13 protein-coding genes, 1 tRNA gene and 1 pseudogene are annotated in these 14,772 nt (G+C 61.7%); 13 read left to right on the forward strand and 2 right to left on the reverse strand.

From position 1 onward, the window contains the following. Positions 1 to 71 precede the first annotated feature (71 nt). A complete protein-coding gene (locus ABW22_RS09760) occupies positions 72 to 650 on the forward strand; it encodes an ankyrin repeat domain-containing protein (protein WP_059755609.1) in 579 nt (192 codons plus the stop codon). Between the two features lie 116 nt (positions 651 to 766). Here ABW22_RS09760 and ABW22_RS09765 read toward each other — a convergent pair whose 3' ends face one another. Further along, positions 767 to 1,372, reverse strand: a complete 606-nt coding sequence (locus tag ABW22_RS09765; RefSeq protein WP_059755612.1) for a ParA family protein — start codon at positions 1,370 to 1,372, stop codon at positions 767 to 769. Between the two features lie 18 nt (positions 1,373 to 1,390). Beyond that, positions 1,391 to 4,168 carry a dihydroxy-acid dehydratase gene (gene ilvD / locus ABW22_RS09770; RefSeq protein WP_059756131.1) on the reverse strand — a complete coding sequence of 926 codons (2,778 nt, stop codon included), beginning with the start codon at positions 4,166 to 4,168 and terminating at the stop codon, positions 1,391 to 1,393. Positions 4,169 to 4,240: 72 nt separating this feature from the next. On the opposite strand from ilvD, the gene lgt reads away from it, so the two are divergent. The 12 genes and pseudogenes from lgt (at position 4,241) to ABW22_RS09825 (ending at position 14,770) form a co-directional block, all read left to right on the forward strand. Then, the gene (gene lgt, locus ABW22_RS09775) at positions 4,241 to 5,023 is read left to right on the forward strand and encodes a prolipoprotein diacylglyceryl transferase (RefSeq protein ID WP_059755615.1); all 783 of its coding nucleotides are present in this window, start codon (positions 4,241 to 4,243) and stop codon (positions 5,021 to 5,023) included. Beyond that, positions 5,020 to 5,424, forward strand: a complete 405-nt coding sequence (locus tag ABW22_RS09780) for a VanZ family protein (protein WP_059755618.1) — start codon at positions 5,020 to 5,022, stop codon at positions 5,422 to 5,424. The genes lgt and ABW22_RS09780 overlap by 4 nt, the downstream gene beginning before the upstream one ends. Before the next feature lie 19 nt (positions 5,425 to 5,443). Further along, positions 5,444 to 5,519: transfer RNA gene (locus ABW22_RS09785), tRNA-Ala, on the forward strand. Between the two features lie 67 nt (positions 5,520 to 5,586). After that, positions 5,587 to 7,224 (forward strand): ATP-binding protein, encoded by a 1,638-nt coding sequence (locus tag ABW22_RS09790; protein WP_059755621.1) that lies wholly within the window; start codon positions 5,587 to 5,589, stop codon positions 7,222 to 7,224. Between the two features lie 175 nt (positions 7,225 to 7,399). Then, entirely contained in the window at positions 7,400 to 7,930 is a 531-nt protein-coding gene (locus tag ABW22_RS09795; protein ID WP_059755624.1) for a DNA methyltransferase, read from the forward strand. Between the two features lie 262 nt (positions 7,931 to 8,192). Beyond that, positions 8,193 to 9,434 carry an IS4 family transposase gene (locus tag ABW22_RS09800; protein ID WP_082708681.1) on the forward strand — a complete coding sequence of 414 codons (1,242 nt, stop codon included), beginning with the start codon at positions 8,193 to 8,195 and terminating at the stop codon, positions 9,432 to 9,434. After that, positions 9,421 to 9,579 (forward strand): hypothetical protein, encoded by a 159-nt coding sequence (locus ABW22_RS17295; protein ID WP_157648596.1) that lies wholly within the window; start codon positions 9,421 to 9,423, stop codon positions 9,577 to 9,579. Before ABW22_RS09800 ends, ABW22_RS17295 begins: the two co-directional genes overlap by 14 nt. Positions 9,580 to 9,675: 96 nt before the next feature. Next, positions 9,676 to 10,461: a DNA methyltransferase gene (locus ABW22_RS16775; RefSeq protein ID WP_269083911.1), complete on the forward strand. Its 786-nt coding sequence runs from the start codon at positions 9,676 to 9,678 to the stop codon at positions 10,459 to 10,461. Between the two features lie 40 nt (positions 10,462 to 10,501). Beyond that, complete coding sequence (locus ABW22_RS09810; protein WP_059755633.1) at positions 10,502 to 10,708, forward strand: addiction module protein; 207 nt, start codon at positions 10,502 to 10,504, stop codon at positions 10,706 to 10,708. Further along, positions 10,708 to 11,004 carry a type II toxin-antitoxin system RelE/ParE family toxin gene (locus ABW22_RS09815; RefSeq protein ID WP_059755635.1) on the forward strand — a complete coding sequence of 99 codons (297 nt, stop codon included), beginning with the start codon at positions 10,708 to 10,710 and terminating at the stop codon, positions 11,002 to 11,004. Before ABW22_RS09810 ends, ABW22_RS09815 begins: the two co-directional genes overlap by 1 nt. Further along, positions 11,001 to 13,724 (forward strand): DEAD/DEAH box helicase, encoded by a 2,724-nt coding sequence (locus ABW22_RS09820; RefSeq protein ID WP_059755639.1) that lies wholly within the window; start codon positions 11,001 to 11,003, stop codon positions 13,722 to 13,724. The genes ABW22_RS09815 and ABW22_RS09820 overlap by 4 nt, the downstream gene beginning before the upstream one ends. A 125-nt stretch (positions 13,725 to 13,849) precedes the next feature. Beyond that, positions 13,850 to 14,770, forward strand: a pseudogene (locus ABW22_RS09825) (virulence RhuM family protein). Positions 14,771 to 14,772 lie beyond the last annotated feature (2 nt).

Raw genomic sequence — 14,772 nt, forward strand, 5'->3', positions numbered from 1 at the left:
GGCTAATAGTTGATTAAATCAGTCAACAATTGTACGCTTGCCGCACTCTCATACAACTGCAGGAGCGCACCATGTCCCAGGAATTATTCGCTGCCGCCCAGTCGGGCGATGCCGATCAAATCAAGACGCTGCTTGAAGCCGGTGCCGATCACGCCGCCGCCGACGAAGCCGGCGAAACCGCGCTGATGCATGCCGCCCGCAACGGCCATGTCGCGGCGGTGCAGCTGCTGATCGCGGCCGGCGCCGACGTCAACGCCAAATCGCCGCAGGGCTGGACCGCACTCGCCAAGGCCGCCTACAACGGCGACACCGAGCGCGGCTATGTCGAGGTCATCGAGGTGCTGCACGAGGCAGGCGCCACCCTCGACGAGCGCATTTTCTTCGGCATCACGCCGCTGATGCTGGCGGCCGGCGGCGGCGACGCCCCGGTGGTGGAATGGCTGATCAACAACGGCGCCGACGTGCTCGCCGCCAACGAAGGCGGCCGCACCGCGCGCATGATGGCGAACGACAAGTTCTATGTCGACGTGATCAACCTGCTGAACGAAGCCGAGCGCCAGTTGGGCGTGCAGGAAGACGGCTCATGCTCGTCGACCAAGAGCATGGTCAAGCCGCAGGTGGTCAATCTGATGAAGCCGACCACGCACTAGGCAACACCAAACGTTGCCTCGATAACCGGAATGTAGGAGGCCCGCCCCCGGGCCGATTTGCGCACCGATGCAAGCTCCACGGCATCGGGCCGAGGGCGACCCTCCTACAGCGGGGGTCAGCGTTCCAGCCAGTCGATCAATTCCTGCCACTGTTCCACGTCGCGCTCGGCGATATGGGGCGGCAAATCAAACAGGCTTTTGCCCTCGAACGCGGCGTTGACGTAATGCTGGGTGTTGCGCAGATAGGCCAGCACCGGCAGATCCTGCTGTTCCATGAACTGCTCCAGGGTCACCCCGGCGCGGGTGCGCGGATCGACGCGCATGCCGACCACGCCGACAAAGGCATGGCTCTTGCGCACCGCTTTCTCGGCATGCAGCGCGGCCAGAAAATCCTGGCTGGCGCGGATGTCGAACAGCGAGGGGGCGATCGGCACCACCACCTTGTGTGCGAGCTTCAGCGCGCGTTCGAGGTTCTTGCCGTGCAACCCGGCGGGTGAGTCGATCACCAGCCAGTCGCTGTCGTCCTTCTGCCCTTCACGCAGCAGCTCGATGTCCGGCAGCACCATGTCGCGCATCGCCAGCCAGTGGGTGGCGGATTTCTGCCGGTCCAGGTCCAGCATCGCCACGCGCTCGCCCGTTGACGCCAGATAGCCGGCCAGGTTGATCGACAGCGTGGTCTTGCCGCTGCCACCCTTGGGATTGGCCACCAGAATCACGCGCATGGTTGTTCTCCCTTTCGACTACAGCGCTTCCACGCCATACGTCACCGCCAGCGTGTGCGTCTCGCCCGGCGCCACGGTGACGACGTTGTCCATCGCGTTGACGGATTCGACGCAGACCATTTCGCGCCAGCCGGCACCGGACTTGCCTGTGCCCATGTCGCCCATTTTCTCGGCCTTCTCGGTCCACGGCGTCCACACCACGGTGGACAGCGAACCGCTCTTGGCGATGCGGATGCGGCGATTGAGGCCGGCGTCCTCGATCACACAGTCGGCAGTTGTATCGACGTAGACGCGGTCAACCTCGCCCGAGAAGGTGATCGCGCCATGCTGCTTCCTGCGCGCCGGGGGGCCGACCTTGTCGTGGTAGCCGCAGCCTTCGAGGCCCGTCACTTTTACTGTGGCCAGGTCGCTGATGTGCAGATAGGTGTGCAGCGCCTCGCCGATCTGCACCAGCGCATCGCCCAGATTGGTGGTGGCCAGCCGCATCTCCAGCTTGTCGCCCACCACCACGGTCAGCGTCAGCCGGGTGGGATGCGGCCATTGCGCGCGGGTCTGCGGGGTGTCGACCAGTTGCAGGGTGATCTCGGTCTTGGCGTCGTTGCGACGGCGCGTGCCAGTGACTTCCCAGTCCACGGTGCGCGCGAAACCGTGCGCGGGGTAGCTCGCTTCCGTGGCGTGCGCGCCGAACCACGGCCAGCACACCGGCGCGCCGCCGCGGATGGATTTGCCCGGCGCGAAGGCGGCGGCGTCGGACACCCACACCACCGGCTCCTGCTGCGATTTGGGCCGGAAGCTCACCACGTGCGCACCCTGCAGACAGATCGTCGCGCGGCCGCCGTGGTTGTCGATGTCGGCGTAGGTCAGGCCGCCGGCGCCGGTGCGGAAAACCAGCTGGCCGGGGATGGCGAAGCGCGCCAGCGGGTCGGCGTGCGCCTGCGCCGCGGTCGGATGCTCGACCTGCGACACATCGCGCACCGCGCCGAAGGCGGCAGACGTCGTCATCGCGGCATAGGCGCGCAGCGCGGCCGACACCTCGCGCACGCGGTTGACCGGCTTCCATGCCTGCGCGCCTTTCGCGTCCATCGCGGCGCGGCGGCGCGCGAGTTCGGCGTCGTCCAGCGCGACGTTGATGCTGCGCTTGGGAATGTCGATTTCGATCGTGTCGCCTTCTTCGACCAGGCCGATGTTGCCACCTTCGGCCGCTTCCGGCGAGGCGTGGCCGATGCTCAAACCCGAGGTGCCGCCGGAGAAGCGGCCATCGGTCACCAGCGCGCAGGCTTTGCCCAGGCCCTTGGACTTGATGTAGCTGGTCGGATAGAGCATTTCCTGCATGCCGGGGCCGCCGCGCGGGCCTTCGTAGCGAATCACGACGACGTCGCCGGCGACGATCTTGTCGCCGAGAATGGCTTCGACCGCGGCATCCTGCGATTCGAACACGCGCGCCGGGCCGGAGAATTTGAGGATGTGCTCGTCGACGCCGGCAGTCTTGACGATGCAGCCGTCCTCGGCGAGGTTGCCGACCAGCACGGCCAGCCCGCCGTCCTTCGAATAGGCGTGCTCGATGTCGTGGATGCAGCCGTTCACGCGGTCGTCGTCGAGCTTGGCGAAACGCCGATCCTGCGAGAACGCGGTCTGCGTCGGCACGCCGCCGGGCGCGGCGCGGAAGTAGTCCTTGACGTCCTTGTCGGTGGTGCGGCGGATGTCGTAGAGGTCGATCTGTTCGCCCAGCGTTTTGCACAGCACGGTCGGCAGGTCGCGGTGGATCAGGCCGCCGCGTTCGAGCTCGCCCAGAATCGCCATCACGCCGCCGGCGCGGTGCACGTCTTCCATATGATAGGTCTGGATCGACGGCGCGACTTTCGACAGGTGCGGCACGCGGCGGCTCATGCGATCGATGTCCTTCATCGTGAAATCGACCCCGGCCTCGTGCGCGGCGGCCAGCAGATGCAGCACGGTGTTGGTCGAGCCACCCATGGCGATGTCGAGCGCGATGGCGTTCTCGAAGGCGTCGAAGCTGGCGATCGCGCGCGGCAGCACGCGGGTGTCGCCGTCGTCGTAGTAGCGCCGCGCGTTCCTGACGATCAGGCGGCCAGCGGCGAGGAACAGGTTTTTGCGGTCGGCGTGGGTCGCCAGCATCGAGCCATTGCCGGGCAAGGAGAGCCCCAGCGCCTCGGTCAGGCAGTTCATCGAGTTGGCGGTGAACATGCCGGAGCACGAACCGCAGGTCGGGCAGGCCGAGCGTTCCAGCTGGTCGACCTTTTCGTCGCTGAAGCTCGCATCGGCCGCCGACACCATGGCGTCGACCAGATCGAGCTTGATGACCTTGGATTCCCACACCACCTTGCCCGCTTCCATCGGCCCGCCGGAGACGAACACCGTCGGGATGTTGAGGCGCAGCGCGGCGTTCACCATCCCCGGCGTGATCTTGTCGCAGTTGGAAATGCACACCAGCGCGTCGGCGCAGTGCGCGTTGACCATATACTCGACCGAGTCGGCGATGAGGTCGCGGCTCGGCAGCGAATACAGCATGCCGCCGTGGCCCATCGCGATGCCGTCGTCGACCGCGATGGTGTTGAATTCCTTCGCCACGCCGCCCGCCGCCTCGATCTCGCGCGCGACCAGCTGGCCCATGTCCTTCAGGTGCACGTGGCCCGGAACGAACTGGGTGAACGAGTTGGCAATCGCGATGATCGGCTTGTTGAAGTCGCCATCCTTCATGCCGGTGGCGCGCCACAGCGCACGCGCTCCCGCCATGTTGCGGCCGCGGGTGGTAGTCCAGGAACGGTAGTCAGGCATGATGGTCACTCAGGCAATCTATAATCAGTCAGCCATTTTACCTGCGCTTTGACTTCCCTGAATCCTGACCCCATGCTCATACATCCGCAATTCGACCCCGTCGCCCTCCAGCTTGGTCCCGTCGCCATCCACTGGTACGGCCTCATGTACCTCATCGCCTTCGTGCAGGTCATCCTGCTCGGGCGCTGGTGCATCGCGCATCGTCCGTGGTCCGGCTGGACCGTGAACATGCTCGACGACGTGCTGTTCTACGGCGTGCTCGGCACCATTCTCGGCGGGCGGCTCGGCTACGTGCTGTTCTACAAGCCGATGGAATACCTGGCCCATCCGCTCGACATCTTCAAGCTGTGGGAAGGCGGCATGAGCTTCCACGGCGGCTTTCTCGGCGTCATCATCGCGATGGCGCTGTTCGCGCACCGCCACAAGCTGCGCTGGCTGGCGGTCACCGACTTCATCGCCCCGCTGGTACCGCTAGGGCTGGCCGCCGGGCGGCTCGGCAACTTCATCAACGGCGAGTTGTGGGGCCGCGCCACCGACCTGCCGTGGGGCATGGTGTTCCCGCAGGCGGGCGACGGCATTGCGCGCCACCCCTCGCAGCTGTACCAGTTTGCCGGCGAAGGCGTGCTACTGTTTGCCATCCTGTGGTGGTTTGCGCACAAGCCGCGCCCGGTCGGCGCCGTCTCCGGCGTGTTCCTCATCGGCTACGGGGCTTTCCGCTTCCTCGCCGAATTCGCCCGCGAACCCGACAGCTTCCTCGGCCTGCTGGGCCTGGGCCTCTCCATGGGGCAATGGCTGTCGCTGCCGATGGTCGTTGCCGGCGTGCTGATGGTTCGCTGGGCACAGCGCCAGGCATGATCGACCGGGCCTGGCGCCAGATTGACTGGGCGCGCCTGTGGCGCATGGCCGGCTGGCTCGGCATCGCCATCACCCTGGTGGTCTCGCTGATGCCACCCGCGCTGGGCGACGACAGCGGTCACGCCGACAAGCTCGTGCATCTGTTCGGCTATGCGCTATTGATGTTCTGGTGGGCGCAGCTCGTTACCCGGCAACGCTGGAAACTCGCCGTTGCGGTGGTGCTGTTCGGCATCGCCATCGAAGGGCTGCAAGGCCTCACCCCCGACCGCCAGCCCGACCTGCTCGACGCGCTGGCCAACAGCAGTGGCGTCCTGCTCGGCTGGCTCGTCGCACGTTTCCTGCCCAATCTTCCCCAACACCTCGCCGCTCGCCGCGCGGTACTTCCCGCGCCGCATCGCTAAAGCTATAATTCGCCACGTCGGGGAGGTAGCTCAGCTGGGAGAGCGCCGCGTTCGCAATGCGGAGGTCGGGAGTTCGATCCTCCTCCTCTCCACCACATACACAAAAACGATGTTGGGCCGAGCCCGACGCACCTTCACACTGGACAGAGGCCTATACGCGGCATGAGCCAAGAAGGGCAACTGGTCGATAAAAAATCCCTGCGCGCCATCGCCGGCCGAAATCCCGACTGGGATGCACTCGCCAAAGACTGCGTCGCCTTTGCCAATGCCCAGGGTGGGCGCTTGCTCATTGGCATTGAAGATGATGCCGACACCCCTGTACCTGACCAGCGTATCGATCCCGTATTAGCCGACACCCTGCGGCGCAAAATCAGCGAACGCACCGTAAACGTCACTGTCCTGCCCGACATTCGTCGTGCCGACAACGGCGGCGAGCTCCTCGAATTGGGCATCCCTCGCGCAATGTCAGTCGCCTCCACCACGGATGGCCGCTATTTTTTGCGTATCTCCGACGTAAGCAAGCCAGTTGTCGGTGACGATGTCATGCGGCTTGCCTCCGAACGTTCAGCCCTGCCATGGGAAACCCAAACCTCACTGCATGTTCCACGAACCCGGCTTGATGAGCTGAAGCTGACTGCTCTAGTGGCTGCCATTCGTGCCTCCGACCGTGTCAAGGACTCAGTCAAGGAAAAATCCGAGCACGAACTGCTCGACCATTACCTGCTCGCACAAGACGACTGGCTCACTCATCTTGGTGTGCTGTGCATCGGCAAACGCGAAGACCGCGCCAACCTGGGCACTGCACCAGTCATTCAGTTCATCAAGTACGACGAACTTGGTCAAAAGGTCAACAAGCTCACATGGGACGACTTCAGCCTGAACCCGATGGAGCTCATCGAAGCGATATGGCGGGAAGTACCGGATTTCCGTGAGCGTTACGAACTGCCGGATGGCCTTTACCGCCAGAACGTGCCCGCCTACGACGAGATCGTCGTGCGCGAACTGCTCGTCAATGCACTGGTGCATCGCCCCTACACGCAACGGGGCGACATTTTTCTGAACCTGCATCCGGATCGCCTGGAGGTGGTTAACCCTGGTTTGCTGCCGCTGGGCGTAACACCGGCCAACATTCTCCACACCACCGTTCGGCGCAACGAACACCTGGCCCGCCTGTTCCACGATCTCAAACTGATGGAGCGCGAGGGCAGCGGCTTCGACAAAATTTACGAAGTGCTGCTTTCGCAGGGGCGCCCGGCTCCCGAACTGGTCGAGGAACACGACCGCGTCCAAGTCACGGTACGCCGGCGCATCCTCAAGCCCGAGGTGATCGACTTCATCGCCAAGGCCGATCAGACCTACCAGCTCACACAACGCGAGCGCATCGCTTTGGGCCTGCTGGCACAACATGACGCACTGACCGCGCGCGAGTTGGCCGCCTTGCTTGAGCTGCCCTCGGCAGAAGCCTTGCAGCCCTGGCTGTCGCGCCTCCTCGATTGGAGCATCGTCAAAAGCGCAGGCCGAACTCAGGCAACACGCTACTTTATCGAGCCGAGCCTGCTGGACAGCCTCGATTTCTCGGCAACGACCACCCTCAAACGGATCGAGTCACACCGGCTTGCTGCACTCATCCTGGAGGACGTGGCACGCTACCCCAAAACCAAGATGGGCGACATTCATAAGCGAATTGGCCTGGAAATACCGCGCTCGCGCATCCGGCGAACCGTCGAAGAACTGGTCGCGTCCGGCAAACTGCTTTCGGAGGGAATACGCAGTGGCACACGCTACACAGTCGCCGGCTGACTTGGCTCAAACCACGCCCTATCTGGCCCATTTGAGCCAAACCACCGGCGAAAAGCACCCCAAAAGTCGTCGTAACCCATTGACTCACTTGGGATTCCGCTTTGGCTCAAACAGCCGGCCTGAGCCAAAGCGCGCAGAGAAGAACATGTATGTGACCCCCTTTAGCAACTGACCCATGCCGACACTAAACTGGATCGGCAAAGATGCCGTCGTCAAACACCACAAGGATGTGCCGTTCCGCCTGCTGGAGCCGGTGCCCGAACTGTCCTGCGGCGATGCCGACACGGGAAACCTGATCGTGCAGGGCGACAACCTGCATGCGCTGAAGGCGCTGCTGCCGCGCTACGCCGGCCAGGTGAAGTGCATCTACATCGACCCGCCATACAACACCGGAAACGAAGGCTGGGCCTACAACGACAACGTAAACAGCCCGGAAATCCGCCGCTGGCTGGGCGAAGTGGTGGGCAAGGAAGGCGAGACCCTGGACCGCCACGACCGCTGGCTGTGCATGATGTATCCGCGGCTGGTGCTGCTGAGACAGTTTTTGCGCGATGACGGAGTGATATTGATATCCCTCGATGATGTAGAGGCTGGCCACTTGCGACTGCTTCTGGATGAGGTTTTTTGGATTCAAAAACCGCATCGCAACGATTGTTTGGAATACAAGAAACACCGACAACAGAATCAAGACGAGGCTTTCACCTGATCACGAACACATATTTGTTTATGGCAAGTCTGAGCAGGCTGCAATTGAAGGAAGGATCATTGATCGGTCAGATTTTAAGAACCCTGACAATGATTTGCGGGGTCCATACGTAACTGACCCATTGAAGGGCAAGGCGACGGCAAGCGAGCGCCCTAACCTGCATGATTACAGTATGCAGCAGCCTGGGACAGAACCAATGCTGTTCACTTAGCATGAATCTCATTACACTACCCCGGTACGCAGATCATACCGAGGGCGAATCATGGCGGGGAAAGCTGCAGCACTGACAGGACAGGTTCGTGTTTCCGACTATTTGAGCGTGGGACTTCTCGCCCGTCTGGTTCCGCCCTCACTGGTTGATGAAGCGCTCACCACACACAATCGCCACAGCAAGCGGCAACGAGACCTACCCGCACATGCCGTCGCTTATTACGTCATGGCGCTCTCCCTCTATCGTGGCGTGAACACCGAAGAAGTCCTGCGCGTCGTCACCGAAGGCATGGATTACCTGGGTGATGCGGCCATCCGCCGCGAAGTCGGCAAATCGGCTATCAGCGCAGCCCGTACCCGCTTGGGTGCCGACGTCATGCATTATCTTGCCGAGCAGGCTTTGACCCCTTTGGCGCAACCTCAGTCGGCGTGCGCTTTTTATCGCGGCTTGAGGATCGTGAGCATCGATGGCACGACGCTGGAAGTGGCCGATGAGGTCGGCAACCGGGAAGCATTCGGCGTGCCTGGCAGCGGGCAAGGGCAAACGGGCTACCCGCAAATTCGCTGTGTGGGACTGCTGGAGAACGGCACCCACGCCCTCTTCGGCGTGGCGCTGGGCGGCTACAAAGATTCGGAAGTGAGCTTGGCGCACCTTGCGCTACAGAACCTCAAACCGGGCATGTTGTGTCTGGCGGATCGCGGCTTCTCAGGATACCCGCTGTGGCAGGCGGCCAGTCAAACCGGCGCACAATTACTCTGGCGCATCATCAAGAATAGAAAGCTGCCCGTACTTGAGCGGTTCAGGGATGGTTCGTATTTGAGTCAAATCAGCCCGGCACCGGCAACCCTCAAGAAGATGCGCGACCCAACCGCACCCGCGATGACTGTACGCGTCATTGATTATCACTTGCCCGGCGTGAGCGACGCCGAGCCAGTGTATCGGCTGATAACCACCTTGCTGGATGTCGAACGCTATCCGGCCGATGAGCTGGCCGCGCTCTACCATGAGCGATGGAGCATCGAGACCGCATTTGCCGAAATCAAGACCACGCTCAAAGGCGCAGACATTGTGCTGCGTAGCAAAACGCCAGAGTTGGTGCGCCAGGAGTTCTGGGGGTTGTTGTTAGCCCACCATGTGGTGCGCAAACTGATGCTGGAGGCAGCGCTCTCACGCCAGCGAACGCCTGATACGCTCAGCTTCAAACACAGCCTGTCATTGATCCGCCGCAAACTTCCAGACAGCGGCGCCGTTCCCCCCAGAGGGCTTCCAGAAGTGGTGGTTGGCGTTGATTAAAGCCGCAGCCAGCGGCAGGCTGACCAGTCCAAAAGGACGATCAAATCCTCGCGTGGTCAAGCGACGAACCAAGCAACATCCGCCGCGCAAGGGCGATGAAATTATGAATATCCGTCAGGATTGGACACCGGTGATTGTTAAGTGAACAGCATTTGGGACAGAACATGTTTGGAAACCAGATCCCGCCAAGGGATGGATCACTAACAGGGTCGGCTATGAGGCGCTACTCAAGGAAGACAGGATTTGGTGGCCACCCAACCCCCAAACGGGTTGGCCGAGAAAAAAACGCTTTCTATCCGAAACCCAGGAGCGAATGCCGGCATCAACTTTTTGGCCAGAGTTCAAAACACAATCGGGAGCAAGGGAGCTGGACGAGATTCTGGATGAGAGAGTGTTCGCATTTCCAAAACCGACTGCTCTCATTCAGCGGGTCATTGGCTATTGCGCCCCCCCGGGATGCTTGGTCCTTGACTCATTTGCAGGGTCTGGAACTACCGGCCACGCCGTGCTTGCAACTAATACCAAGGACGGTGGCAACCGCCGCTTCATCCTCGTGGAAATGGACGACAACATCGCCCGCACCGTCACCGCAGAGCGGGTCAAACGCGTCGCCACCGGCTACACCAACTCCAAAGGCAATGTCATCGAAGCATTGGGCGGCGGCTTCCAGTTCTGCCGCCTGTCTCCTGAGCCGCTGTTCACCGCCGAAGGCCAGATTCGCCCCGACGTGCGCTTTTCCCAACTGGCCGAGTTCGTCTGGTTTGCCGAAACCGGGACGGGGTACACCGGCCGCGCCGACTCGCCACTGCTAGGCGTGCACGAGGGCCGCGCGGTCTATCTGCTCTACAACGGCATCCTCAAGGACAAGTCCGTGAGCGGCGGCAACGTGCTCACCGGCCCGGTGTTCGACGTGCTGCCGGTATTTGCTGGCCCCAAGGTGATCTACGCCGCCGCCAACCGCATGGGCGCGCGCGCCGCGCGCGAGGGCATCACCTTCAAGCAAACGCCTTACGCGCTGGAGGTGTAAAGTGGCGATGGTTTTTCGAACGGAAAGCGGGGTCCTTATCATGAGCACGACCGAAGTCATCGAACAGGCACTCAGGCTGAAGGCCGCCGAGCGCTATTTGCTTCTCGAACTCCTGCATCAAAGCCTGGACAAGCCAGACCCGGAAATCGATACAGTTTGGCAACAAGAGGCATTGCGACGCTTGAAGGCCTATGACGAAGGCCGCCTGGAATGCGTTTCCATGGAAGAGGTATTTCGGGATTTGTGATGGAGCTCATTTTCGCCAGACTCGCCCAAGCCGAGATAGACGAAGCCAGGCGCTATTACGAACGGCAACAACGCGGCTTGGGCGACGAGTTTCTGCGCGAGGCATCGTTGTCCGCCAAGCGTATTCGAGAGCAGCCTCTCGCCTGGCAGGTTGAAATCGAACCGGTCAGGCGGTTCCTGTTCAACCGATTCCCGTACAAGATGTTGTATGCGATACGCGAGGAGCGCATCGTCGTATTGGCCGTTGCCCATCAGCATCGCGACCCCGAATACTGGGTTGACAGGATCGTTGCATGACCGCGTTTCAGCCCAAAACCTACCAGTCGCAGGTGCTCGAAAGCGTCGAGGCGTATTTCCAGGCCTGCCACGAACTGCCGTCGCCCTCGATTGCCTACACCGCCACCACCGAACGCCTGTGGGGGCGCGGCCTGGCCTACAACCCGCTGTCGGGCTTTCCGACCGATATGCCGTATTTCTGCCTGCGCGTGCCCACCGGCGGCGGCAAGACCTGGCTGGCGGCAAAGAGCGTGGCGCTGGTCAACACGCATCTGCTGCGCGGCGAGCATAGCGTCATCCTGTGGCTGGTGCCCTCGAAGCCGATTCGCGAACAGACGCTGCGCGCCTTGCGGAATCGCCAGCATCCCTACCACACGGCCTTGCGCGAAGCCGGGCCAATCACGGTGATGGATCTGGACGAGGCGAAGAGCGTGACCCGCGCCACGCTGGATACCTCGACCACGGTCATCGTGGCCACGCGGCAGGCGTTTCAGGTGGAAGACGAGGAATGCCGCAAGGTGTACCAGTCGAGCGGCGCGCTGATGCGCCACTTCGACAACCTCGCGCCGGCCCAGCGCGACGAGTTGCTGAAAGATGGCCAGGGCGCCGAACAGACCACGCCGTATTCGCTGGCCAATGTGCTGCGCCTGCGCCGGCCGTTTGTGGTCGTCGACGAGGCGCACAACAGCCGTACCGAACTGGCGTTCGACATGCTCGCGCGCTTCCGCCCCAGCGGGGTGATGGAGTTGACCGCCACACCCGATCTGGAGCGCACCCCGTCGAACGTGCTGCACAGCGTGTCGGCCGCCGAATTGAAGGCAGAGGAGATGATCAAGCTGCCGGTGGTGCTGGAAACCGAACCGAACTGGCAGCAGTGTCTGGCGGATGCTATCGGGCGCCGCGATGCCCTGCACAAGCTGGCCGACGAAGAGCGCCGTGCGGGCGCGGCCTACCTGCGGCCGATTGTATTGATTCAAGCCGAGCCGCGCCGGGCTGGCGTCGAGACCCTGGACTTCGAGCGGGTGCGTATTGAACTCATCACCAACCATCACATTCCGGCCGGGGAGATCATCGTCGCCACGGGCGAGGAAAAGGGGCTGGAAAAGATCGAGGCCGATTACAAGCTGGGCATTGCCGACCCGGCTTGCCCAGTGAAGTTTGTCATCACCCAGAAGGCACTGGCCGAGGGCTGGGATTGCCCCTTTGCCTATATTCTGGTCAGCATGGCCTCGCTGCATTCGGCCACGTCGGTGGAACAATTGCTCGGGCGGGTGCTGCGGCAGCCGGGCGCCAGCCATCGGGTAAACCAGCCCCTCAATCAGTCCTATGCCTTCGTGGTGTCGCGCAACTTCGCGGAAACGGCGAGCGCGCTACGCGACCGGCTGGTGGCCGGTGCCGGATTCGAACGGCGCGAGGTGACCGAGTTTGTGATCGCCGCCCGTGCCGAGCAGGCACGGTTTGATTTGAATAATGGCCATGTGGTGTTCCAGCCTGTGCCTGTGTCCTTGAGCGAAAAGCCCGATTTCAAGGCACTGCCAAAAGTCATCAAGGACAAATTGCACTGGGAGCCGAAGCTCAACACCCTGACCATCAGCGCGCCGCTGACCGAAGAAGAAACGGAAACACTCCAGGCTACGGTGAAGTCCGAAGCCGCAGTTGCGGCGATTGCTGAGGCGGCCGAAGTCAGTCGCACCACGGCCATCGAGTTTTTCCAGACACCCGCCGAGTTGGGCGAGCGCTTTCGCATTCCGCAACTCGCGCTGCGCGTTCAAGGCCAAGATGGATTGGAGCAGTTGCAGCTATTCGATGACCCGGAGGTGCTGGATTACCCGTGGGATCTCTCGCCTTTCGATGCTGTCCCGACCGCCGACGACCTGGCGGCGATGGGGGCCGGCCTCAAGGTTTCGGAGGGCGGCGAAATCGACGTGGACGACGCCAGCGGCAAGGTCGTTTCACGTTTCCTGCCAGAATTGCAACGTGACCTGGGGCTGGTGTACCAACCCGAAAACTGGGATGCGGTACGCCTGGCCACCTGGCTGTGCCGCAACCTGCCCGAGCCCTCGCTCACCTATGCCAGCAAGCAGGCCTTCGTGGCCGCCTGGCTGGCCGAACTGCTGCGCCGGGAGGATTTCACGCTGGCCCGCGCCAATCTGCAAAAATTCCTGATCCGCAATCTGATCGAGGCACGCATCCGCGACATGCGCAAGCTGGCAGTGGGCAAAGCCTTTCAACAAACCCTGTTCGGTGACGATGCGGCTTCGCGCGTGGCAGTCAGCGACATATATGCCTTCGACTTCCAACCGCAGGCCTATGCGCCCAGCCGCGACTACGTTCCAGGAACATCGGAGTTTGGCTACTTCGATTTCCGCAAGCACTTCTACGGGCGGATAGGCGATTTCGACAGCAAGGAAGAATTCGAATGCGCCTGCTGGCTGGATACGCAGGCGCAGAAAGGACGACTCCAGTTCTGGGTGCGTAACCTGGTTCGGCGCGAAGGAAGTTCGTTCTTCCTGCAAAAGGCGGACGGGCGGTTCTACCCGGACTTTCTGTGCCAGCTTCCCAGAAAAGACGACATGCCCGGACCGATCCTCGCTGTCGAATACAAGGGTGCCGACCGCTGGTTATCGGCCGAGGATGACCGATTGATTGGTGGGCTGTGGGCCAATCTTTCCGAGGGGCGCTGCCGATTCGTGATGGTCAAGGACAAGCGCTGGGACTGGATTGAGGAGCATCTGGCGTGAGCGATGGCGAAAAAAAACTGATTCGCAACAGCACGGCCGAGTTCCTGATCTTTACCGGTCAGGCAGGTGAGCAGAGTATTGAAGCCCGCTACGAGGACGAAACCGTCTGGCTGACGCAGAAGCTGATGGCCGAACTCTTTGCCGTGGACGTCCGCACCGTCAGCGAACACCTGAAAAATATCTATGAAGTCGGCGAAGTCCAGCACGAGGCAACTATCCAGAAATTCCGGATAGTTCAAACCGAAGGCAATCGGGAAGTCGGACGCAACATCGACTTTTACAACCTCGATGCCATCATCTCAGTGGGCTACCGGGTCAACTCCCTGCGCGCTACCCAGTTCCGGCAATGGGCGACACGGGTACTGCGCGAGTTCGCTATCAAGGGCTACGTCCTTGATAAAAAGCGCATGGAGAACGGCACTTTTCTCAGGGAAGATTATTTCGAGCGCTTGCTCGCAGAAATCCGCGAGATTCGCCTCAGCTAACGCAAGTTCTACCAGAAGGTTACCGACATCTATGCCACGGCGGTCGATTACAACTCGGATGCCCCTACGACCCGGGCGTTCTTCGCCAGGGTGCAGAACAAGCTGCATTTCGCCATTCACGGTCACACCGCTGCCGAGCTCATCGTACAGCGTGCCGACAGCGGCAAGGAGCGCATGGGTCTGACCTCTTGGGAACATGCCCCGGACGGGAAAATCCTCAAGACCGATGTGGTCGTCGCCAAGAACTACCTCAATCACGACGAGTTGGAATCCCTCGGCCGCATTGTCAACGCCTACCTCGACCTGGCCGAAGAGCGTGCCCGGCGAAAAATCCCCATGACCATGGAGGACTGGGCGCAACGGCTGGATGCCTTTTTGGAATTTACCGACCGCGAGATTTTGCGCGATGGCGGCAAGGTATCAGCTGAAATTGCGAAAGCCCACGCTGAAAGTGAGTTCGAGAAATATCGCATCGTGCAGGATCGGCTATTTGAGAGTGATTTCGACAGGGTGATCAAGCAAATCGGGGCTGAACACAAGCCCGGCGGCGATGGGGAGTAAGG

Source organism: Thiobacillus denitrificans (genome assembly GCF_001530125.1).
GTDB classification, from domain to species: domain Bacteria; phylum Pseudomonadota; class Gammaproteobacteria; order Burkholderiales; family Thiobacillaceae; genus Thiobacillus; species Thiobacillus denitrificans_C.